This is a genomic window from Candidatus Pantoea soli, assembly GCF_007833795.1.
Taxonomy (GTDB): Bacteria; Pseudomonadota; Gammaproteobacteria; order Enterobacterales; family Enterobacteriaceae; genus Pantoea; species Pantoea soli.
In genome coordinates this window covers 999012-1021938 of sequence record NZ_CP032702.1, presented here as the reverse complement: position 1 = coordinate 1021938, position 22927 = coordinate 999012, and the positions used below count along the sequence as shown (strand labels likewise).

The 22927-nt window shown below is 56.1% G+C and carries 19 protein-coding genes; 6 read left to right on the top strand and 13 right to left on the bottom strand.

Annotated features, from left to right (window positions below; genetic code table 11):
• Positions 1-187 precede the first annotated feature (187 nt).
• Genes D8B20_RS04630 through D8B20_RS04620 form a run of 3 tightly spaced genes read right to left on the bottom strand, consistent with a single transcriptional unit; the run spans position 188 to position 4211 of the window.
• Positions 188-1963 (bottom strand): SmdB family multidrug efflux ABC transporter permease/ATP-binding protein, encoded by a 1776-nt coding sequence (locus D8B20_RS04630; protein ID WP_145887576.1) that lies wholly within the window; start codon positions 1961-1963, stop codon positions 188-190.
• On the bottom strand, positions 1956-3725 hold the full coding sequence (locus tag D8B20_RS04625) for a SmdA family multidrug ABC transporter permease/ATP-binding protein (RefSeq protein ID WP_145887574.1): 1770 nt from the start codon (positions 3723-3725) through the stop codon (positions 1956-1958). The genes D8B20_RS04630 and D8B20_RS04625 overlap by 8 nt, the downstream gene beginning before the upstream one ends.
• 24 nt (positions 3726-3749) lie before the next feature.
• Entirely contained in the window at positions 3750-4211 is a 462-nt protein-coding gene (locus D8B20_RS04620; RefSeq protein WP_145887572.1) for an Lrp/AsnC family transcriptional regulator, read from the bottom strand.
• A 115-nt stretch (positions 4212-4326) separates the two neighbouring features.
• Between D8B20_RS04620 and D8B20_RS04615 the strand changes: the two genes are divergently transcribed.
• Positions 4327-5361 carry a PLP-dependent cysteine synthase family protein gene (locus D8B20_RS04615; protein ID WP_145887570.1) on the top strand — a complete coding sequence of 345 codons (1035 nt, stop codon included), beginning with the start codon at positions 4327-4329 and terminating at the stop codon, positions 5359-5361.
• Positions 5362-5396: 35 nt separating this feature from the next.
• Here D8B20_RS04615 and cof read toward each other — a convergent pair whose 3' ends face one another.
• Positions 5397-6218: an HMP-PP phosphatase gene (gene cof / locus D8B20_RS04610; protein ID WP_145887568.1), complete on the bottom strand. Its 822-nt coding sequence runs from the start codon at positions 6216-6218 to the stop codon at positions 5397-5399.
• 93 nt (positions 6219-6311) lie between these two features.
• Between cof and D8B20_RS04605 the strand changes: the two genes are divergently transcribed.
• Entirely contained in the window at positions 6312-8027 is a 1716-nt protein-coding gene (locus D8B20_RS04605) for an SgrR family transcriptional regulator (protein WP_145887566.1), read from the top strand.
• Between the two features lie 26 nt (positions 8028-8053).
• Positions 8054-8749 carry a 7-cyano-7-deazaguanine synthase QueC gene (queC, locus tag D8B20_RS04600; protein WP_145887564.1) on the top strand — a complete coding sequence of 232 codons (696 nt, stop codon included), beginning with the start codon at positions 8054-8056 and terminating at the stop codon, positions 8747-8749.
• Between the two features lie 38 nt (positions 8750-8787).
• Here queC and D8B20_RS04595 read toward each other — a convergent pair whose 3' ends face one another.
• The 9 genes from D8B20_RS04595 to bolA all read right to left on the bottom strand — a co-directional run bounded on the left by D8B20_RS04595 (position 8788) and on the right by bolA (position 19179).
• Positions 8788-9198 carry an acyl-CoA thioesterase gene (locus tag D8B20_RS04595; protein WP_145887562.1) on the bottom strand — a complete coding sequence of 137 codons (411 nt, stop codon included), beginning with the start codon at positions 9196-9198 and terminating at the stop codon, positions 8788-8790.
• Positions 9199-9299: 101 nt separating this feature from the next.
• Positions 9300-9623: a ComEA family DNA-binding protein gene (locus D8B20_RS04590; RefSeq protein WP_145887559.1), complete on the bottom strand. Its 324-nt coding sequence runs from the start codon at positions 9621-9623 to the stop codon at positions 9300-9302.
• A gap of 138 nt (positions 9624-9761) precedes the next feature.
• Positions 9762-11630 (bottom strand): peptidylprolyl isomerase, encoded by a 1869-nt coding sequence (gene ppiD, locus D8B20_RS04585; protein ID WP_145887557.1) that lies wholly within the window; start codon positions 11628-11630, stop codon positions 9762-9764.
• Between the two features lie 238 nt (positions 11631-11868).
• Positions 11869-12141 carry a nucleoid-associated protein HU-beta gene (hupB, locus tag D8B20_RS04580; RefSeq protein WP_145887555.1) on the bottom strand — a complete coding sequence of 91 codons (273 nt, stop codon included), beginning with the start codon at positions 12139-12141 and terminating at the stop codon, positions 11869-11871.
• Positions 12142-12354: 213 nt separating this feature from the next.
• A complete protein-coding gene (gene lon / locus D8B20_RS04575) occupies positions 12355-14709 on the bottom strand; it encodes an endopeptidase La (RefSeq protein ID WP_145887554.1) in 2355 nt (784 codons plus the stop codon).
• A 190-nt stretch (positions 14710-14899) separates the two neighbouring features.
• On the bottom strand, positions 14900-16171 hold the full coding sequence (gene clpX, locus D8B20_RS04570; RefSeq protein WP_145887552.1) for an ATP-dependent protease ATP-binding subunit ClpX: 1272 nt from the start codon (positions 16169-16171) through the stop codon (positions 14900-14902).
• A 128-nt stretch (positions 16172-16299) separates the two neighbouring features.
• Positions 16300-16923 (bottom strand): ATP-dependent Clp endopeptidase proteolytic subunit ClpP, encoded by a 624-nt coding sequence (clpP, locus tag D8B20_RS04565; RefSeq protein ID WP_145887550.1) that lies wholly within the window; start codon positions 16921-16923, stop codon positions 16300-16302.
• A gap of 335 nt (positions 16924-17258) precedes the next feature.
• On the bottom strand, positions 17259-18563 hold the full coding sequence (gene tig / locus D8B20_RS04560) for a trigger factor (protein WP_145887548.1): 1305 nt from the start codon (positions 18561-18563) through the stop codon (positions 17259-17261).
• Positions 18564-18864: 301 nt separating this feature from the next.
• Positions 18865-19179 (bottom strand): transcriptional regulator BolA, encoded by a 315-nt coding sequence (gene bolA, locus D8B20_RS04550; protein ID WP_145887544.1) that lies wholly within the window; start codon positions 19177-19179, stop codon positions 18865-18867.
• A gap of 265 nt (positions 19180-19444) precedes the next feature.
• On the opposite strand from bolA, the gene D8B20_RS04545 reads away from it, so the two are divergent.
• From D8B20_RS04545 to cyoA, 3 genes are all read left to right on the top strand, one after another.
• A complete protein-coding gene (locus D8B20_RS04545; RefSeq protein ID WP_145887542.1) occupies positions 19445-20023 on the top strand; it encodes a lipoprotein in 579 nt (192 codons plus the stop codon).
• Between the two features lie 53 nt (positions 20024-20076).
• Positions 20077-21564, top strand: coding sequence for a muropeptide MFS transporter AmpG (ampG, locus tag D8B20_RS04540; RefSeq protein WP_145887540.1), 1488 nt, complete (start codon positions 20077-20079; stop codon positions 21562-21564).
• Positions 21565-22000: 436 nt separating this feature from the next.
• A complete protein-coding gene (cyoA, locus tag D8B20_RS04535) occupies positions 22001-22924 on the top strand; it encodes a cytochrome o ubiquinol oxidase subunit II (RefSeq protein WP_145887538.1) in 924 nt (307 codons plus the stop codon).
• The last annotated feature ends 3 nt before the right edge of the window (positions 22925-22927 follow it).

The following is a 22927-nucleotide window of genomic DNA, read 5'->3' as shown; positions in this document are numbered from 1 at the left end:
AACTGACTGACTACGCGGGTTTTGCGGACAGAGGCGGACTGCTGCGCTTCAGCGCACAGCAGTCCGACGACAGGCGGGAAAGAAAGGCAGCGAAATGTTGCTTTTATGCACTCCTTTGGTGCTTACAGCCTCAAAGGAGTGCATCCGTTCAGAACATTCCGATAAACATGAACAAAAAAGGTGCAGATCAGGCCTCTGACGCGGCGGGGATGCCCGCTGCAAGTTCATCGCCGGCCTGTTGCAGCTGATACATTTGCCAGTAACGCCCCTGCTGCGCCAGCAGCTGACTATGGGTACCCCGCTCCACCACCTGACCGCGATGCAGCACCAGAATCTGATCGGCTTCCGTGATGGTCGAAAGGCGATGCGCGATCACAACCAGGGTGCTGTGCTGACGCAGCGTACGCAGCGCCTGCTGGATGGCCTGCTCGGTGCCGGAATCGATGTTGGCAGTGGCTTCATCCAGAATCAGGATGTGGGGCAGCGACACCAGCACACGCGCCAGCGCCAGCAGCTGCTTCTGGCCGACCGACAAATTATTGCCCTGCTCACCCAGCCGGGTATGGATACCGTCCGGCAACGCGCGCGCCAGCGGTGCCAGCTGTACGGCTTCCAGCGCCTGCCATACCTGCGCTTCCGGGATGGGGCGTCCCAGCTGAACGTTAGCCAGCAGCGTATCCGCCAGCACCACCGGGTCCTGCTGCACCATCGCCACGCTGGCGCGCAGCGCATCATGCGACAGCTGCGGCAGTGGGCGACCATCCAGCTCGATGCTGCCGCGCGTGACCGGGTAGTATCCCATCAGCAGATTTGCCAGCGTGCTTTTGCCGCTGCCGGTATGCCCGACCAGCGCCACGAACCCGCGCGCGGGGACCTCAAGGTTGATATGACTCAGCACATCGCGATCGTCGCGATAGGCAAAGCTGACGTCGCGCAGTGTGATGCGACCCGAGGCCAGCGGCCGGGGATCGGTGCCGTAACCCTGCTGCGCCGCATCCATCAGCTCAAAAATCCGTTCACCCGATACCACCGCCTGTTGCAGCATGGATTGCTGGGTGGTCAGCTCAATCAGCGGCTCATTGAGGCGGCCCAGATAGGTAATAAAGGCGTAAAGCACCCCGACCTCAAACACGCCAGGCGTGGCAAAGCTGAACAGCATCAGCAGCCCGCACAGGATCAGGGCCGAAAACAGACTCAGCAGCGGACGCAGTAAAAAACCGTCCAGCCGCAGCGTCTCCATGCGTGCCAGATAGTGCGCGCGGCTGGCTTGCTGCATCCGCTCACCGAAGCGTGCCTGCTGGCGGAACTGCTGGATCACACTCATGCCATTAATGACTTCATTAAAGCCATTGTTGATATCGGCCAGATAGCTGCGTACGCGGCGCGCGATGGGCGTGCTGTAGCGCTGATAAATCAGCATTACGCTCAGTACCAGCGGGAAAATGATCATCGCCACCAGCGCCATGCGCCAGTCGAGTGAAAACATCGCCACCAGCATTGCGCCGATCAGGGCAGCGCTGCGCAGCACCGTCGCCACCACCGTCACGTAGAGATCTTTTATCACTTCGGTATCGTTAGTGACGCGCGAAATAATCTGCCCGACCGGCTGCGTATCAAAGGCGCTCAGCGGCTGGCGCAGCGCCGCATTCATCACATCCACCCGCAGCTGCTGCACCACGCCAATCGCCGCGCGGTTAAACAGCAGCGCCTGGAAGTAATGCAACCCGGCCGCCAGCAGCTGCAGCAGAATAAAACTCACCAGCAGACCGGCGACAATGCCCCACGGCATCTGGTGTTTTGCCACCAGATTATCGATGAAATAACTCACCAGAATCGGGCCGGTGACTTCTGCCGCTGCGGCAATCCACAACATGCCGACCGCCAGCCACAGCGACCTGCGCCACGGCCGGCCATACGCCAGCAGGCGTTTCAGCGTAGGCCATAAACGTTGAGACTTAGCCACGGTTTGCTCCTTCTGATCCCTCATCGTCATCCAGTGCGGCTTCCAGCTGCTGATAACGATACATATCCCGATACCAGCCTGGCGTGGCGGCCAGCGTGTCATGATCGCCGCGTTGCGCCACCGCGCCCTGCTGCAGCACCAGAATTTCACTGGCTTCGGTCAGTGCGGAGAGCCGGTGCGCGCTGATAATCAGCGTGCGTCCCCGGCCCCACTGGCGCAGGTTATGCAGAATGTCATGTTCGGTGCGGCCATCCACCGCGGAGAGCGCATCGTCCAGAATCAGGATCTCCGCCTCCAGCAGCAGCGCACGCGCAATCGCAATACGCTGTTTCTGTCCGCCGGAGAGCATCACGCCGCGCTCGCCCACTTCCGTGTCATAGCCCTGCGGCAGACGCAGAATGTCCTCATGCACGCAGGCCATTTTCGCCACGCGCTCAATCTCCTGCTGCGTCGCATCTGGCCGGCCGAGCGCCAGGTTGCTGGCCACGCTATCAGAGAACAAAAACGGCGTCTGGCTGACCACTGCAAGGCGGCTGCGCCAGCTGTCCAGCTGCAATGCCGGCAGGGGCCGATCGTGATAGCGGATATTGCCCTCATCGACATCGAAATGGCGCTGAATCAGGCTCAGCAGCGTGCTTTTGCCACAGCCGGTCGGGCCGCACAGGCCAAGCATTTGCCCCGGTCTGAGCTGGAAATGCACCTGGCTCAGCGCCGGCAGCGACGTGGCCGGATAGTGAAACGCGCGAATGGCCACCTGCAGCGTGCCGGGCGTATCCGGCAGTCCTTGTTCGCCATCCTGCACCGCCGGGGCTTCTGCCAGCAGCGCGCGGATACGGCTCCAGGCCGCACTGCCGCGCTCAACGATGTTGATCATCCACGCCAGCGCCAGCATCGGCCAGATCATCAGACCAAGGTACATCACAAAGCTGGTGAGCTGACCGAGCGTCAGCGAACCCTGCCAGACCATCCAGCCGCCGCCGGCAATCGCCAGCAGGTTAGAAAACCCCACGGCGATATAAATGGTGGGATCGAAACGCGCATCCACCCGCGCCACATGCAGATTCTTCCGGCCGGTGTCGCTGGCAATATCGGCGAACTGACGCGACTGGTGATCCTCCAGGCCAAACGCTTTAATCATACGAATACTGGTCAGGCTCTCCTGCGTCTGATCGTTAAGGCTGGAAAACGCCGCCTGCGCCACTTTGAAACGGTTGTGCAGGCGCGCGCCATCTTTCTGAATTACCAGCGCCATGATTGGCATCGGAATCAGCGCCAGCAGCGTCAGCGTCCCGCTAATCTGCACGCTCATGACCGCCAGCACCACCAGTCCCATGACCAGAGAATCCACCAGCGTCAGCACCCCTTCACCGGCGGCAAATACCACGCGATCCACGTCATTGGTGGCGCGCGCAATCAGGTCTCCGGTGCGGTGGCGCAGATAAAATGCCGGGTGCTGGCGGCTGAGCTGCCGGTAAAAATCTTCGCGCAGTTCCACTGCCAGCTGGTAGGAGGCGCCAAACAGCAGCACGCGCCATACGTAACGCAGCAGATACACCAGCACGGCCGTCACCAGCATCACGCCGATCCACATCAGGATTTGTCCGGTGCTGAGCGTATGTTGCGTGACGCCGTCAACAATCACGCCCACCAGATGGGGCGGCAGCAGCTGCAGCAGCGCAATAAGAATAAGCAAGCTGATGGCACCGAGATAGCGGCGCCACTCGCGCAAAAAATACCAACTTAACTGGCTGAATAGTCGCACAAGAGAGTCTCTGTTTCTGCCCGTTCAGGGCGCTACCGGCAAAGCGGTGGTGTATTTAATTTCTTCCATGGCGAAGCTGGAGGTCACATCTATCAGGCCAGGTACGCCATTAACCAGCCGTTTATAAAAGGCGTCGTAGCTCTTCATGTCTGCAACCTGAATGCGCAGCAGATAATCGTATTCGCCGGCCATACGATAAAAGGCCATCACTTCCGGCATGGGCTTCACCACGGCGACAAACTGCTGAAACCAGTCGCTGCTGTGCTGCTGGGTTTTGATCAGCATAAAGGCGGTAAGCGAAAGTCCAATCTTCTCTTTATCCAGCAGCGCTACGCGCGCACGAATGATGCCATCATCTTCCAGTTTTTTCAGGCGTTTCCAGCACGGTGTTGTCGTCAGGTTTACCGCATCCGCCAGCGCCTGCAGCGACAGCGTGCAGTCCTGCTGCAGCATTGCCAGCAGTTTGCGGTCAGTTTTATCTGTCATCAGCGACCTCAGGAGAAAAATTTTCTCTTAATCCGCCATTATAGCGTGCTTTTAGCAACCTCTTTTTCCTGCCAGTGCCGTACACTGGGCGCAGTTATTATCACGGAACGGTCATATGCAGACGCCATGGGTTCGCCACGCCATCAATGAAATCAACGCCGACTTTCAGCGCTCTGCGGATACGCACCTGATTCGCTTTACGCTGGAGGATTTTCCCGGTATCCGCTTTTATCTCAAGGATGAAAGCACGCATCCCAGCGGCAGTCTGAAACATCGCCTGGCGCGTTCGCTGTTTCTGTATGGTCTGGCTAACGGCTGGATTCGGGAAAATACGCCGGTTATTGAAGCCTCGTCCGGCAGCACCGCCGTGTCGGAAGCCTATTTTGCGCGCCTGCTTGGCCTGCCGTTTATTGCCGTCATGCCGGCCAGCACGGCAAAACGCAAAATTGAGATGATTCGCTTCTACGGCGGCGAATGCCACTTTGTGGCCGATCCTTGCCAGCTGTACAGCGAATCAGAGCGGCTGGCGCGCGAGCTGAACGGACACTTTATGGACCAGTTCACCTATGCCGAACGCGCCACCGACTGGCGCGGCAATAACAACATTGCCGAAAGCATTTTTCGGCAGATGGCGCATGAGCCGTTTCCCGTTCCGCATACGCTGATCATGAGTGCCGGCACCGGCGGTACGTCGGCCACGCTGGGACGCTATATCCGCTATCAGGGCCATGACACGCGCCTGCTGGTGGTGGATCCGCAGCATTCAGTGTTTTTTGATTACTGGCACAGCCGTGACAAAACCCTGCGCAGTGCCCGTGGCAGCCTGATTGAAGGCATTGGTCGTCCGCGCGTTGAACCCTCTTTTTTACCGGACGTGATTGACGAAATGATGAAGGTGCCGGATGGCGCGACCGTCGCCGCGATGCTGCAGCTGGAAACCATTCTGGGTCGTCGGCCGGGCGCCTCAACCGGCACCAATTTCTGGGGCATGATGCAGGTCGCCAGCAGGATGCGGGCGCAGGGCGAACAGGGATCGCTGGTTACGCTACTGTGCGATAGCGGCGAACGCTATCCGGATACCTATTACAACCCGCAGTGGGTGGCAGAACACATCGGCGATATCAGCGCCTGGCAGCGGGCACTGCAATAAAAAAACCGGACATCCCGTCCGGTTCACTGTAAGCCTCAGCATTCGGGGGAATAAGCGAGGTGGGGGGTCGTCATCCAGTGATTGAGATAGTGAGACACAGCCTGTGTCTCGCAATGACCGATAACCGGTAAATGTGGCAGGGACGCTTTCAGCTGGTGCATGGCGTTGGCCATGATGAAGCCCTTCCCTACCTGCTCCAGCATTTCACGATCGTTCATGGCATCGCCAAACGCCATGCACTCTGCCAGCGTCAGCGACAGATGCTGGCACAGCCGCGCCAGCGCCGCGCCTTTATGGCAGCCAACCGGCAACACTTCCAGGCAATCCCACGCAGAAAAACAGATATTGGCGCGGTCGCCCAGCGCCTGTACCAGCTCGCTTTTCAGCGCCAGCAGCATCGCATGCGGCGCAATAAAACAGATTTTTGTGACTTTGTGGGCCGGCATGCGGCGTAAATCACGCAGCTGATAATGAAAACCGCTCATCGCATGCGCTTCCAGCATGCCGGGCAACGGCTTATCGGTAAACCAGCCTTCATCGTTGAAGACGTGCACGGAAGCGGGCGTCTGCCAGTGGCGATGCAGGGCCTCTTCCGCCACAGCGGGCGGCAAATCACAGCCGTAAAGCTGTTTACCCGCCGGATCATGAATGCGTGTGCCGTTGCCGGTAATCAGCCAGGCTGGCAGCGTAAACTGATCGCGCAGCGCCTGCATATCGTGCAGATGTCGTCCGGTAGCAAACGTCAGCGTGACATTGCGCTGATGCAACGCGTGCAGACTGGCCAGCGTCTCACTGCCCAACTGATGCGTGGGCAGTAATAGCGTGCCATCCATATCAAATGCCGCAAGGCGAGCCATAGCCATCTCCTGTCTGGGTGAGGTATTCACTATCGCCTGGTAATTACGGAACTAATAGTGAATACTTTTGCAAAACTGTTCCGGGTTTTTCTTATGCGTCAGCTTCATCGCGTCAACCAGTTTCAGCGTCTGTGGCAACACAGTCAGGGCGGGCCGCTGCATATCAGCGTTGCCCGCATAGCGCAGTGCTGCTTCTGCAGTGAACGGCATGTGCGGACGCTGCTGCGTCAGTGGCAGGCGGCGGGCTGGGTTGAGTGGCAGGGAGAAGCCGGCCGCGGCAGGCAGGGCGCACTGCGGTTTCTGGTCTCGCCCGATCAGCTGCGCCAGCAGCTGCTTACCCGCCAGCTGGCAAGCGGTGAAGCCGTACAGGCACTGCAGGTACTGGAACTGCAGCCGGAACAGCTGATGGACATGCTACGCCCGCTGATGGGCGGACAGTGGCAAAACCAGGCGCCGGTGTTGCGCATCCCCTATTATCGCCCGCTGGAAACGCTGCGTCCGCTGCAGCTGACCGGCCGCGCCGAGCAGCATCTGGTACGGCAGGTGTTTTCCGGGCTGACGCGCTTTCAGGGTGAAGCGGTCACAGGCGATCTCGCCCACCACTGGCAGCATGATGCCAGCGGCCGCGAATGGTATTTCTGGCTGCGCCCGCAGCTGAGCTGGCACAACGAGACCCCGGTGCAGGCGGCGCAGCTGGTGACACAGCTGCATCACATCATGACGACGCCGCAGGGCCGTCGCTTACTCGCTGCTGTGGCGCAGATCGACGCGCCGCATCCGCTGGCGGTGCGTATTCAGCTGCATACTCGCGACTACTGGCTGCCGCAGCGTCTGGCGCACCAGTATTGCCTGCTGCCCCATCCAACCCTTGCCGGTATTGGCAGCGGGCCATGGAAACTGGCCCATTTCTCCTCTGAGCTGGTCCGGCTGGAGAGCCATGCCCGCTGGCATCTGCAGCGCCCGCTGATTCAGGTAATAGAGTACTGGATTACGCCCCGGCTGTTTGCGCAGGGGCTTGGCACCAGCTGCCGCCATCCGGTTCAGATCGCGATTGGCGATCCCGAGGCGCTGGACACACTGCGCCCGGTTGACCGCCGTACCAGTCTGGGATTTTGCTATCTGGCTCCGCGGGTCTCTGCGCATTTCAGTGCCGCTCAGGCGCGAACGCTGATTGCATTAATCCAGCGCAGCGGCGTTATCCGCCAGCTACCGCTGGAGGAAGGCCTGATAACCCCTGGCGAAGAACTGCTGCCTGGCTGGCCCGTGCCGCAAGTAGCCGCGACAGCAGCGCCACTGCCGCCGGCGCTGACGCTGCATTACCATCTGCCGGTAGAGCTGCACGTTATGGCTGATGCGCTGGTCACGCTGCTGGCCGCACACGGTTGCACCCTCACCTGCGTGTTTCACGATGTCAAAAGCTGGGATGATGAAAGCGACCTCAGCACGGCTGACCTCGTGATGGGCGACCGTTTGATTGGCGATGCCCCGCGTTTCACCCTGGCAAACTGGCTGGAAAATGCAGTTATCTGGCAGCCACTGCGCGCTGCCCTGCTGCAGCCCGCGCTCGCCGCGATCGCCAGCCAGCCGGATGCCACGCAGCGCGAAACCGCGCTTCACCAGCTGTTTCAGCAGCTGATGCATGAAGGTTATCTGCTGCCGTTGTTTAATTATCACTACCAGATCTCTGCCCCGCCCGGCGTGGAGGGTATCCAGCTGAACCGGCTGGGCTGGTTTGATTTTACCCGTGCCTGGATTTCGCCCCCTGACATCGCCAGTGCTGTTCACTCCCGGCCGGAGCCAGTACCATAAGCAGACTGATTTAAGGGGAAGATAAAATGAAACGAGCGGTTGTCGTCTTCAGCGGCGGACAAGATTCCACTACCTGCCTGGTTCAGGCATTACAGCATTATGATGAGGTGCACTGCGTCACCTTTGATTACGGTCAGCGTCACCGTGAAGAGATCGAGGTGGCTGCCGCGCTGGCACACAAACTGGGCGCACGGGCGCATAAAGTGCTGGATGTCACGCTGCTCAATGAACTGGCGGTGAGCAGTCTGACGCGCGATAACATTCCGGTCCCGGCTTATGATCCGCAAGCCAGCGGCTTACCCAGCACCTTTGTACCGGGCCGGAATATTCTGTTCCTGACGCTGGCCGCCATTTATGCCTATCAGGTTGAGGCGGAAGCGGTCATCACCGGCGTATGTGAAACGGATTTCTCCGGCTATCCCGATTGCCGCGATGAGTTTGTGAAGGCGCTGAACCAGGCGGTCAGCCTTGGCATGGCCCGCCATATTCGCTTCGAAACGCCGCTGATGTGGCTGAACAAAGCGGAAACCTGGGCGCTGGCCGACTACTGGCAGCAGCTGCCGCTGGTGCGTGCTGAAACCCTGACCTGCTATAACGGCATCCGCGGCGACGGATGCGGAGAGTGCGCGGCGTGTCATTTACGCGCGCGTGGCCTGGCTGATTATCAGGCGAATGCGGCAGCGGTGATGGCGGCAATGAAGCAGAAAAGCGGTCTGCGCTAACTGCCGCCTGCGCTCCTGACTGGCGTGGCAGCGATCGGTCAGGAGTGCTCCGCCATCAGGGCGGATAAACGCTCACGCAGTTCACTTTCCAGCGGCACCGCTTTCTGCGTGCGCAGGTCGATACAGACGAATGTCAGCAGCGCATCGGCTACCACCACTGTCTGATCGCTGTCCAACAGCACGCGCTGCGCGATAATGCCGCTTTTGCTGTTCAGCTGTGAAACCTCACTCTCTATCTGCAGCACATCGCCCAGCACTGCCGGACGGCGGTAGTTGATGTTGATATTCACCACCACAAACGCCAGCTGCTGTTGCATCAGCCAGTGAAATGCATCGACCTCTTCCAGCCACTGCCAGCGGGCCTCCTCAAGAAATTCCAGATAGCGCGCATTGTTTACGTGCTGGTAAACATCCAGATGGTAGCCGCGCACTTTGATGGTGGTCTGCATGGTTGCTCCTGTTCAGGCTGAGAATGACAACTGGTTGGACCTGTTGAGCATAGCACAGCCTGAATACAGGCTTTACCAATCCTTCAGAGTCGCGAGCCTCTTCACAATTTCAGCCGGCTGCTGTTGCGCTCAATCAGCGCGCTGCCAATACCCGGCACCTCTTTCAGCTGGGCCACTTCCGTGAACGGCCCGTACTGCTCCCGATAGCTTACAATGGCCTGGGCCTTTTTCAGGCCGATGCCGTTCATCGCAGCGGCCAGTTGTTCGGCCGAGGCGTGATTGATGCTGACCTGCGTCTCCGCCGCAGTGGACGTCGCCACCTCCGGTACGTCTCCACTTTGTCCGGCCGCCGCTGCGCCGGCACTATAAACCGCACCGCCCAGCGCCAGCGTGATGCATAAGGCATGAAATGTTGATTTGAACATGCTGTTTCCTCCTTGTGTCTGACAGCCACTGCAGGTTGTCACAGGCGGAATCAGCCGGCAAAAGTGGAATATCAGAAATGGAAAAGGCCGCAGAAGCGGCCTTTGAGTTTTGCAGCAGATTACCTTTTTTTGTGAGGCTTACTGGTTTTGTGCGGCTGCGCCGTACTTGATTTTCGCCTGCTTACGCAGGTTTTCCAGCAGTGCTTCGAAGGCGATCTGGGCATTATTTTGCGTTACGCCCTTCACCATCTCATCGGTTTGCGCCTGTGGCAGGGTGCCGGCAGAGACTTTATCCAGCGCAATCAGTACCACGTTGCCCTGCATATCCTCGCTCACGCCCCACGACGGTTTGTTGTCTGCAGGCTGCGGCAGGTTAAAGGCAGACTGCGCCACCGGATCCTGCGCGTTACGATCAAATGATTTGCTGGCGCTCAGGGTCAGACCTGCGGCTTGCAGCGCGTCGGCTTTGCCGGCTTTCAGATCCGCCAGAATTTTGTCCGCCTGCGCTTTGGCCTGCTGCGTCGCTTTATCGTGTTTAAGCGTGTCTGCAATCTGCGCTTTAACCTGATCCAGCGGTTTTACCGCTTCCGGTTTGTGCTCGCTGATGCGCAGGACAAAGGCACGATCGCCCTCTACGCTGATGATATCGGAGTTGTTGCCCGGCGCACCGTTTTGCCCCATCAGACCGCCATTGAAAATGGCCTGCTTCACGGCATCAAAATTCAGATCGGCCGGAACATCATCACGGGTAAACCAGCTGGTCTCATTCACTTTCAGACCGGAAGCCTGAGCTGCACCGGCCAGGGATTCGTTATCATTGCTGGCGGCTTCGCTCACCTTCTGCTGCATCTTATAGAAAGCGTCTACCGCTTTTTCCTGCTTTACTTTATCCGCTACCGCATCGCGCACCTCAGCCAGCGGCTTAACCTGCTCCGGCTGGATATCGTCTAAACGGGCCACAAGGAAGCCGACGGAAGATTTGATCACGCCGGAAAGCTGGCCTTTCTGCGTCAGGTTCGCGCTTTTCAGCTCATCCGGGGTGGTGTCCGGCTCAAGCCAGCCCATGTCGCCGCCTTTACGCGCTGTGATGGGATCACGTGATGTGCTTTTTGCCAGCGTGGCAAAATCCGCGCCCTTTTTCAGCGCGTCCAGCACGGCCGTGGCGTCCGCTTCAGTTTTGGTCTGAATCACGCTGTAACGGTTACGCTGTGGCTGCGAGTAATCTGCTTTATGCTGATCGTACCAGGCCTGAATGTCTGCTTCGCTGGCCGTCTCCTGCAGACCCGCCGCATCCATTTTGATGTAGCTGACGCGGAACTGCTCAGGCGCCATGAAGCTGCTCTGATGCTGCTGATAATACTGGCTGATTTCATCATCGCTGACGCTCTGTTTTGCTGCCAGCGCATTCACGTCAATCACCGCCTGACGAATTTCGCGCTGCTGCGAGACCAGATCCACCAGCTTGCTGGTTTCATTTTTGAGCATGAAATCGGTGTTGGCGATGGCGTTAATCAGCTGCTGCGTGGAGAGCTGCTTGCGCAGCGCTTCGGCGTACTGATCGGCACTGAAGCCCATGCTGCTAATCAGACCGTTGTATTTGGCGTTGTCAAACTTACCGTTGGTCTGGAAAGCACGCTGGTTGAAGATGGCCTGCTTCACCTGATCGTCGCTGATCCCCATATGCAGATCTTTGATGTACTGATCCAGCAGCGTCTGATCAATCAGCTGCGACAGCGCCTGCTGACGCATTTGCTGCATATAGCCATCGTTCCCTGCCAGCTGGGAGAACTGATCGCCCAGCATCTGCTGCTGACGGTTGCGCTCATTGTTGAACGCCTGTTCCAGCTCACCGCGGCTAATTTCGTGACCGTTCACTTTCGCAGCGTAATCGCTGTTACCGCCGATCAGGTAGTTGCCCACGCCGGTCAGTACAAAGGACAGGATAATCAGTCCCAGAATAATCTTGAGCACGACATGATTCGACGCCGCGCGTAAATTGTCCATCATGGTATGACAACACTCCGCTGTAGTGTGAATGTAAAGCTCTGACACGATGTCATCATCGTGCAGCTGCGGTTCAGGCTGGCAGCCGGCAACCATGCGGAGACTGTAGCCAGCGGCTAAAGTCGCGCATCAAGATGAAAAAAAGGCACATCAAAAATGATGTGCCCGTATGTTACATGAGAACGGCTTTTTCGTCCTCAATCCATAGAAGAAAATGCTTCGATGGCGGTATCCGTGGTCATTAATTGACGGAGTCTTTCAGTGCTTTACCTGCACGGAAACCCGGTACTTTACCTGCCGGGATGGTGATCTCTTTACCGGTTTGCGGGTTACGGCCGGTGCGCGCTGCGCGCTCACGTACGGAGAACGTACCGAAACCAACCAGTGCAACTTCATCACCGCTTTTCAGCGCATCAGTTACAGAACCCATGAATGCATCTAAAACACGTCCGGCTGCTGCTTTAGAAATGTCAGCATCTGCAGCAATTTTGTCGATCAACTGTGACTTATTCACTCTCTTCATCCCCTCTTTTATTATTCACATCGCACCGGCGCTTCCCACCCGGCGCGAACGCGCAGCCAGTTATATCAAGCCTGTGGCGCTGAAACAACGGTATTCATCTTAATCGTCGCTCCAGCAGCCCCCTAAATTAGCGGCACAAAAAAAAGCTGGCAAGCTTCATTTCGCCTGCCAGCTTCGGTTTTTAGCGCTTTTTGTCGCCAGTCACTATTTGGCGGTCGCGACCTGCATACCGTATGGCGCATTTTCCAGTGCCAGCGTCAGCACTTCTTCAATGCGCTTCACCGGATGGATGGTGAGATCGGCAATCACGTTCTGCGGAATTTCTTCCAGATCGCGCTTGTTTTCATCCGGGATCAGCACGGTTTTGATGCCGCCGCGGTGGGCCGCCAGCAGTTTCTCTTTCAGGCCGCCAATCGGCAGGACCTGACCACGCAGCGTGATCTCGCCGGTCATCGCCACATCGGAACGTACCGGGTTGCCGGTCAGGCAGGACACCAGCGCCGTACACATGGCAATACCGGCACTCGGACCATCTTTCGGCGTTGCGCCTTCCGGCACGTGCACGTGGATGTCACGCTTCTCGTAGAAGTCACCGTTAATGCCCAGCTTCTCTGCACGTGCGCGCACGACGGTCAGCGCTGCCTGGATCGACTCCTGCATGACTTCGCCGAGTGAACCGGTGTAGGTCAGCTTGCCTTTACCCGGCACGCAGGCGGTTTCGATGGTCAGCAGATCGCCGCCGACTTCCGTCCACGCGAGGCCGGTGACCTGACCCACGCGGTTTTCGCTGTCGGCACGGCCGTAGTCAAAGCGCTGAACGCCCAGGAAATCCTTGAGGTTCTCGCCGTTGATACTGATGCTTTTCTTCGCTTTATCCATCAGCAGCGCTTTCACCGCTTTACGACACAGCTTGGAGAGTTCACGTTCAAGGCTACGCACACCCGCTTCGCGCGTGTAGTAACGGATGATGCCGATAATGGCGCTGTCATCCACGTTGATCTCTTTTTCTTTCAGTGCATTACGCTCAATCTGCTTAGGCAGCAGGTGCTGCTTCGCGATATTGAGCTTTTCATCTTCGGTGTAACCGGAGAGACGAATCACTTCCATACGATCCAGCAGCGGAGCCGGGATGTTCATGGAGTTAGACGTCGCCACAAACATTACATCGGACAGATCGTAATCCACTTCCAGATAGTGATCGTTAAAGGCAATGTTCTGCTCCGGATCCAGCACTTCCAGCAGCGCTGAGGCCGGGTCGCCACGCATGTCAGACGACATCTTGTCGATTTCGTCCAGCAGGAACAGCGGGTTTTTCACGCCGACTTTCGCCATCTTCTGGATTAGCTTGCCCGGCATCGAACCGATATAGGTCCGACGGTGACCACGGATTTCCGCTTCGTCACGCACGCCACCCAGCGCCATACGCACATATTTACGGCCGGTGGCTTTTGCAATCGACTGACCCAGCGAAGTTTTACCCACGCCCGGCGGTCCGACGAGGCACAGAATAGGGCCTTTGATTTTGCTGACGCGGCTCTGCACGGCAAGGTACTCAAGGATGCGGTCTTTGACGCGCTCCAGGCCGTAATGGTCGGTATCCAGCGTTTCCTGCGCTTTCAGCAGATCTTTCTTCACCTTGCTGCGCGCATTCCACGGCACCTGCACCATCCAGTCGATATAGCCGCGAACCACGGTCGCTTCCGCTGACATCGGCGACATCATTTTCAGCTTCTGCAGCTCGGCTTCCGCTTTTTCACGCGCTTCAGCCGGCATTTTGGCCGCATCGATTTTGCGTTTCAGCGCTTCGTATTCATCCGGCGCATCGTCCATCTCGCCCAGCTCTTTCTGAATGGCTTTCATCTGCTCATTCAGGTAGTACTCGCGCTGGCTTTTCTCCATCTGCTTTTTCACGCGGTTGCGAATACGCTTCTCAACCTGCAGCAGATCGATTTCCGATTCCATCATGGCCATCAGATATTCCAGACGCTCATTGACGTCGGACATCTCCAGCACGGACTGCTTATCAGCCAGTTTCAGCGGCATGTGCGCTGCCACGGTATCCGCAAGGCGCGCTGCGTCATCGATGCTGTTGAGCGACGTCAGAACTTCAGGTGGAATCTTTTTATTGAGCTTGATGTAGCCTTCAAACTGATTGATGGCGGTGCGAACCAGCACTTCCTGCTCGCGCTCTTCAATTTCCGGCGAGATCAGGTATTCGGCCTGGGCAACAAAGTGGTCGCCGTTGTCCGATAAAGTGGTGATGCGCGCGCGCTGTAAGCCTTCGACCAGCACTTTGACAGTACCGTCTGGCAGTTTCAGCATCTGCAGTACGGAGGCAACGGTCCCTACTGCGAAGAGATCGTTAATACCAGGTTCATCCGTTGAAGCCTCTTTCTGGGCAACCAGCATGATCTTCTTGTCATGATCCATCGCCGCTTCCAGGCAACGAATCGATTTTTCCCGACCAACAAACAACGGAATTACCATGTGCGGATAAACCACCACGTCGCGCAACGGCAACACGGGGATTTCAATGCGTTCAGAACGCTCAGGATTCATAGAGCTCTCTCTTAGTTTAATGTCCGCCAGGTGATGGGAACCGCGTTATACAAGCTGTATGCAGTTAAACCCACAGGATATTGAGTATATGGGGTTGGTTGTACGACATTCAATGTCACAGGCGTGAGAAAAATAAAAGGGGAAAGACTTTTCCCCTTTTTTAAGATATCAACGTGGTTAAATTGATTATTTATTCGCCAGAAGCCTGGGCTTCATGCTTTCCATAGATCAGCATCGGGTCAGACTGACCGTCAATAACCGATTCATCAATCACCACTTTTTCGACGTCTTCCATTGAAGGCAGATCGTACATGGTTTCCAGCAGAGCGGCTTCAACGATAGAACGCAGACCACGCGCACCGGTTTTACGCGACATTGCCTTCTTGGCGATCGCCGTCAGCGCTTCATCACGGAACTCCAGTTCCACGCCTTCCAGATTGAACAGCGCCTGGTACTGTTTGGTCAGGGCATTCTTCGGCTCACGCAGAATCTGAATCAGCGCTTCTTCGCTCAGCTCATTCAGGGTAGCCACCACCGGCAGACGACCGATGAACTCCGGAATCAGGCCGAATTTAATCAGATCTTCCGGTTCTACCTGCGACAGCAATTCACCTTCGCTGGCCTTCTGCGATTTACCTTTAACGGTCGCACCGAAGCCGATACCGGAGCCGGTCTCAACACGCTGCGAAATCACTTTATCCAGACCGGCAAACGCACCGCCGCAGATAAACAGGATTTTCGAGGTGTCTACCTGCAGGAATTCCTGCTGCGGATGTTTGCGTCCACCCTGTGGTGGTACAGCCGCGACGGTACCTTCAATCAGTTTCAGCAGCGCCTGCTGTACGCCTTCGCCAGAGACATCACGCGTGATAGACGGGTTGTCAGATTTACGCGAAATCTTGTCGATTTCGTCAATGTAAACAATCCCGCGCTGCGCTTTCTGCACATCATAGTCGCACTTCTGCAGCAGCTTCTGAATGATGTTCTCAACGTCTTCACCCACATAACCGGCTTCGGTCAAAGTGGTGGCATCTGCCATGGTGAACGGCACGTCCAGCAGACGCGCCAGCGTTTCGGCCAGCAGCGTTTTACCGCTACCAGTAGGCCCGATCAGCAGAATGTTACTTTTGCCCAGTTCAATACCATTGCTGGTATCCCCGTTACGCAGACGTTTGTAGTGGTTGTACACCGCCACCGCCAGCACTTTCTTCGCCTTTTCCTGACCGATAACATAATCGTCCAGATGATGGCGAATTTCGTGTGGCGTCGGCAGAGCACTGCGCTCACGATGCGGCGCAACCTCTTTAATCTCTTCACGAATGATGTCATTACATAAATCAACACATTCGTCGCAAATATACACTGACGGTCCGGCAATCAGCTTACGGACTTCATGCTGGCTTTTGCCGCAGAAAGAGCAGTACAGCAACTTACCTGAACCGTCTTTGCGCTTATCTGTCATCAGCTAACCTCTTTTCGTTCTCAGACCCGATTGGTGTACGGCACTGGCCGTACATCAACGGCCGATATTCATGCAACGCAGCTGCCTGCTTCCCGTTAACTATAGCGTAAGGGCCAGGCAGATGTGTCTTATTGGCGATGCGTCAGGATGGAGTCGACTAAGCCATACTCTACCGCTTCACCGGCAGAGAGGAAACGATCGCGCTCGGTGTCACGTTCGATCTGCTCCAGCGATTTGCCGGTATGTTCAGCCATCAGCTCATTCATACGCTGCTTCACTTTCAGGATTTCACGCGCGTGGATTTCGATATCCGTCGCCTGACCCTGATAACCGCCCAGCGGCTGGTGGATCATGACGCGTGAGTTAGGCAGGCAGAAGCGCTTGCCCTTGGTTCCGGCGGTAAGCAGGAACGCACCCATTGAACAAGCCTGACCCATACAGATGGTGCTGACGTCCGGCTTGATAAATTTCATGGTGTCGTAAATCGACATACCGGCGGTGATCACGCCGCCTGGCGAGTTGATGTAGAGATAAATGTCTTTTTCAGGGTTCTCAGCTTCCAGAAACAGCATCTGCGCCACAATCAGGTTGGCCATATGGTCTTCAACCTGACCGGTCAGGAAGATGACACGTTCTTTAAGCAGGCGGGAGTAGATGTCGTAAGAACGCTCGCCGCGCGAGGTTTGTTCGACCACCATTGGCACCAGCGCATTGGTTGGTGCAGTAAATTCACGATCGCCACTGTATGACATTACCGTCTCCTGAAAATTTCGTTGGCAACATTCTGTACCGATTTTACGCGAGGCGCGCTGCGAAAACTATGCGCAACGGTCTCGTTCCGACATCACGGGACGGTTAATCAGCCAGTCTCACTGTTTTCATGCATTCTCCCTGTATCTGGGGATGCTGCCCAGTTGTTTCAAGCATAACAACCTTTTCCCCATTCGCTAACACGGAAAAAGAGCTTAGCGAATAATTTGCCGGTTAATTAGTCAAATAGCGCACAAATGTGCACGCTGTACCCCGGAAAAGAAAAAGCCCGCGACATTGCGGTCGCGGGCTTTAGCACAATCAGTTAACGGATGGATCAGGCCGCAGAGGTCTGGTTCATCAGCTCCTGGAAGCTGGTCGCTTTGTCGGTCACTTTGGCTTTCGCCAGTACCGCTTCAACTGCCTGCTCTTCCAGCGCAACGTTGCGCATGTTGTTCATCAGCTCGTTGTTTTTGCTGTAGAACTCGATCACTTCCTGCGGATCTTCGTACGCAGAAGCCATCTCTTCGATCAGGCCTTTCACGCGCTCTTCATCGGCTTTCAGCTCGTTGATGCGAATAACTTCGCCCAGCAGCAGACCCACCACGACGCGACGTTTAGCCTGCTCTTCGAACAGCTCACGTGGCAGTTCCAGCGCCTGCTTCTCGTTGCCGCCGAAACGCTGTGCAGCCTGACGGCGCAGCACGTCGATTTCGCCGTCGATCAGCGCAACCGGCACGTCGATTTCGTTCGCAGCAACCAGACCATCAATGGCCTGAGACTTCACGCGGTTACGGATCGCGCCTTTCAGCTCACGCTCCATGTTTTTACGCACTTCAGCACGCAGGCCGTCGATTGAGCCGTCTTCCACGCCGAAACGTTTGATGAACTCTTCAGTCAGCTCCGGCAGCTCACGGGTTTCCACTTTCTTCAGCACGATGTCGAACTTCGCATCTTTGCCTTTCAGGTTTTCTGCGTGGTAGTCGTCAGGGAATTTCACGTCGATAGTGAAGGTTTCGCCCGCTTTTTTACCTACGATACCCTCTTCAAAACCTGGGATCATGCGGCCCTGGCCCATAGCCAGTACGAAGTCAGAGGCTTTGCCGCCTTCAAACTCTTCGCCGTCTACAGAACCGGTGAAGTCGATGGTGGCGCGATCTTCTGCGGTTGCCGCAGCGTCAGTCTCTTTCCACGTCGCCTGCTGCTTCTGCAGGGTTTCCAGCATCGCATCAACGTCAGCGTCGGTGACTTCAACCACTGGCTTTTCAACTTCGATCGCGTCCAGGCCTTTCAGCTCAACTTCCGGATATACTTCGAACTCAACGGCGTAGGTGAAATCTTCACCTTCTTTGTATTCGCCCGGCACATAGTTAGGGGCGCCAGCCGGATTGATCTTCTCTTTGATGATGGCGTCAACAAAGTTGCGCGTCATCAGCTCACTCAGCACGTCCTGACGAACTGAAGCACCGTAGCGCTGGTTGATGATGTTAGCCGGCACTTTGCCTTTACGGAAACCATCGATACGGACTTTCTTAGCCACTTCCACCAGTTCTTTCTTCACTGCGCTTTCGATGCTGTCTTTTGGAACAGTAATCGAAATGCGACGGCCCAGACCCTGAGTGGTTTCTACTGAAACTGTCATCTTGTTACCTCAAAAAATCACGTGCTCGGTCAACTTCAGACACCACACAATTAATGCGCCGTATCCAACAACCGGGACAGCCTCTGCAGGCAGAACCAGATCCCTGTTACCAGAAGCGTCCCGAAGACATTCCGGAAAAATAGACGCCGCATTATAGCGGCATCACCGAAATGAGTCGAGGCTGTAAACTCACCACTTTTTAACGGCTTTGACGCTTTTTTGCGCCGCAGATCGCGTTTAAGACGATTTAAAAACATAAAAACGGCCCGCAGGCCGTTTTAAGAGGTGTGGCTAAGCAGTGTCAGGCAAGCGTACCGGCACCGCGGCAGTTCGGTGAAGCCAGCACGGTATCCTGTAATCCATCCCACTCTTTCCGGGTGTAGGTGTGTAAGGCCAGCGCGTGCACGCTGCCTGCCAGTTCTGTCGCCAGTTCGCTGTAAATAGCGCGATGACGCTGCAGGAAACGCTGACCGGTAAACCGGTCGCTGACAATCACCACTTTGAAGTGACTTTCAGAACCGGCAGGCACGTTATGACGATAGCTTTCATCATGCACTTCAAGGTGTGCAGGCTCGAAAGCGTTACGCAGCTTTTCTTCTATTTGTTCGCGGATCATTTTTAACACCCTCTACGGCGAGCGCTGTGCCCCATCTGTTTAAATATTAGTAGGATTTTTACTCTTCCCGCAGGGAAAAAGAAAAATTCGCGACGTGCAGCGCATCTTAGCGACGCGGAAGCACAGGTCAACCTTCATCCTGCGCCGCCTGTCCGAAAAAAGCCTTTACAATCAATTTCCCCTGGTCCGGGGCTTTTTTCACCGTGCCGCAATGCTATGATGGCCGCAGTTTTGCAAACCAACCCCTATGCTAACGAGAATGAATATGTTGAAAAAACTGTTATTCCCTCTGCTGGCTGCCTTTATTTTGGCCGGCTGTGCCAGCAATAACACCACCCTGAATATCCAGCCTAAAATTCAGCTGCCGCAGCAGGATCCAAGTCTGATGGGTGTGACCGTCAGCGTTAACGGTGCCGACCAGCGCAGCGATCAGGCACTGGCTAAAGTTAACCGCGACGGCCAGCTGGTTACCCTGACGCCTTCGCGCGATCTGCGTTTCCTGCTGCAGGAAGTCCTTGAGAAGCAGATGACCGCACGCGGTTACATGATCGGTCCAAACGGCGCCGTCGATCTGCAGATTGTAGTGAATGGCCTCTATGCCGATGTCACGCAGGGCAACGTGCGTTACAGCATCACCACCAAAGCGGACATCTCGATCATTGCCACGGCGAAAAATGGCAACAAACAGGTGAAAAACTACCGCCAGACTTACAGTGTTGAAGGCGCATTCAGCGCAACCAACGATAAGATCACCAACGCGGTGAACTCAACGCTGAGCGACGTCATCGCCGATATGGCGCAGGACACCAGCGTGAACAACTTTATCAAACAGAACGCGCATTAATTTCCGCAGTAATCTGCCCGGCCTGTCTGGCCGGGCTTCACTTCAGGTTGGCTATGACTTCTCACTATCTGCGTATATTTACCCAACGTAATGCTGCGGTATTGCTGCTGCTTGGTTTCGCTTCCGGACTGCCGCTGGCGCTGACTGCCGGTACGCTGCAGGCCTGGATGACGGTAGAGAATGTTGACCTGAAAACCATTGGATTCTTTTCCCTTGTCGGCCAGGCCTATGTGTTTAAGTTCTTATGGTCGCCGATGATGGACCGCTATACCCCGCCGTTCCTGGGGCGTCGCCGCGGCTGGCTGCTGGTGACGCAGCTGGCGCTGATAGCCGGTATTGTGGCAATGGGCTTTATGCAGCCGGCGCGCGATCTTACGCTGCTGGCGGCGCTGGCGGTGCTGGTCGCCTTTTGCTCCGCCTCGCAGGATATTGTTTTTGATGCCTGGAAGACCGACATCCTGCCCGCTGAAGAGCGCGGAAGCGGGGCGGCCATTACCGTGCTTGGCTACCGGCTGGCCATGCTGATTTCCGGCGGACTGGCGCTGTGGCTCGCAGACCGCTATCTGGGCTGGCAGGCTACTTACTGGCTGATGGCACTGCTGATGCTGCCAGGGCTGATTGCCACCCTGCTGGCACGTGAACCGGCCATGCCGGCACGCGAGCCTCACTCGCTGCGCGAGGCCGTGGCTTTTCCGCTCAAAGACTTTTTCCAGCGCGACAATGCCTGGCTGCTGATTACCCTTATCGTCCTTTATAAGCTGGGGGATGCGTTTGCTGCTTCGCTGACCACCACCTTTCTGATTCGTGGCGTTGGCTTCAGCGCCGGGGATGTCGGACTGGTTAACAAAACGCTGGGGCTGCTGGCCACGATTATCGGCGCGCTGTATGGCGGAGTCCTGATGCAGCGTCTGAGCCTGTTTCGCGCGCTGATGCTGTTTGGCATCCTGCAGGCGGTGTCGAACTTTGCTTACTGGCTGCTGGCCGTTACACCCCCTCACCTGTGGAGCATGGCGGGCGCGGTGTTTATTGAAAACCTCTGTGGCGGCATGGGCACGGCAGCGTTTGTGGCTTTACTGATGACGCTGTGCAACAAATCCTTCTCCGCTACGCAGTTTGCGCTGCTGTCTGCGCTCTCTGCCGTGGGGCGTGTCTATGTCGGTCCGGCGGCGGGCTGGCTGGTAGAATTATGGGGCTGGCCAGCTTTTTATGCCTTTACCGTGGTCGCCGGCCTTCCCGGATTGCTGCTGCTGTGGGGATGCCGTGGCACGCTGCAGGCTATTCAGCAGCGCGGCGCATTTACCCGGCGTACGCAATGGGCCGGAGGCTATCGCTGGACCGTGCGCCTGTTTGGTACCGGCTGTCTGCTGCTGGCGTGCTGGCTGGTGGCGCTGGCGCTGCAGGCCGCGCACCTCTGGCAGGGCAGCCTGCCGCTGACGCAACTGTTTGAAGCGGGCATGGCGCTGGCGTTGATCGCGGTGGCGCTGGGCGTTATTCTCGACTGCCTGGCGTTGCGGAAAACGCAGCGCGATAAAGCGCAGTAAGATTGTTATTTGCCAGCCGCTATTTATTCAGGCGAGAATATTTCCTGCGATGTTTTCGCAAATAGCATTTTTTTCATCGCGAAAAAGAAACAATAAATTAACAATCACCGGTGATATTTAAATCCGGTGAGCAATTATTTTGTTTAAAAACCATCATCTGAATGATGCAGAATTGTTAAATAAATGCGTACTAAAAGTACCGTTTATGCTTTCCCTGTTTTTTCTGCGGTTACTGTCATTGGTTTTTGTTATATTGCTGCCAACTGCTTGTCACCGTTAAGAATTTGTCACCCTGCGCAACATCTGTGACACCCTTAGCAAAAGGTGTCAACAGCACTCTGACACATCCTTAAGCTGGTTTACACTGCATAAACCTTCCCGTAAAATGCGCGCACACTTAAACGACAATAGAGCCCTTTGTCATTGAGGTCGTTAAATGAGACTCAGGAAATACAATAAAAGTTTGGGGATTTTGTCATTAATCGCAGGCGCTGTATTACTCAGCGGCTGCGATAGTGCGTTGTTAAATCCCAAGGGACAGATTGCACTGGAGCAACGTTCGCTGATTCTGACAGCTTTCGGCTTGATGATGATCGTCGTAATTCCGGCAGTCTTGATGGCCGTGCTGTTCGCCTGGAAATATCGGGCAACCAACACGAACGCGAAGTATAGCCCTAACTGGTCACACTCTAATAAAGTGGAAGCCGTGGTCTGGACCATTCCAATCCTGATCATTCTCTTCCTCGGCGTGCTGACCTGGAAATCAACCCACGCGCTGGAGCCGAGCAAACCGCTGGCCTCGGATGTGAAACCGGTTGAGATTGATGTTGTGGCGCTGGACTGGAAATGGCTGTTCATTTACCCGGAACAGGGTATTGCTACCGTTAACCAGATTGCCTTCCCGGCAAATACTCCGGTGAACTTCAAAATCACCTCCAACTCCGTGATGAACTCCTTCTTTATTCCTACGCTCGGCAGCCAGATCTATGCCATGGCGGGCATGCAGACCAAACTGCACCTGATCGCCAATGAGCCAGGAACGTTCGACGGTATCTCAGCAAACTTCAGCGGTCGCGGTTTCTCTGGCATGAAGTTCAAAGCCATTGCCACCAAAGACGATGCGGAATTCCAGCAGTGGGTTGCCAAAGTTAAAGCGGCACCTAACACGCTGACCACCATGGATGACTTCGAAAAACTGGCTGCGCCAAGTGAGAATCACCCGGTGGAATATTTCTCAACTGCGAATCCTGAACTCTTCAAGCAGGTTATTGATAAGTTCATGATGAGCCACGGGAAAATGGACATGTCGCACGAGGGCATGGACATGAATCACGCCGCAGCTGCGGGAGCCGAGGAATAATAC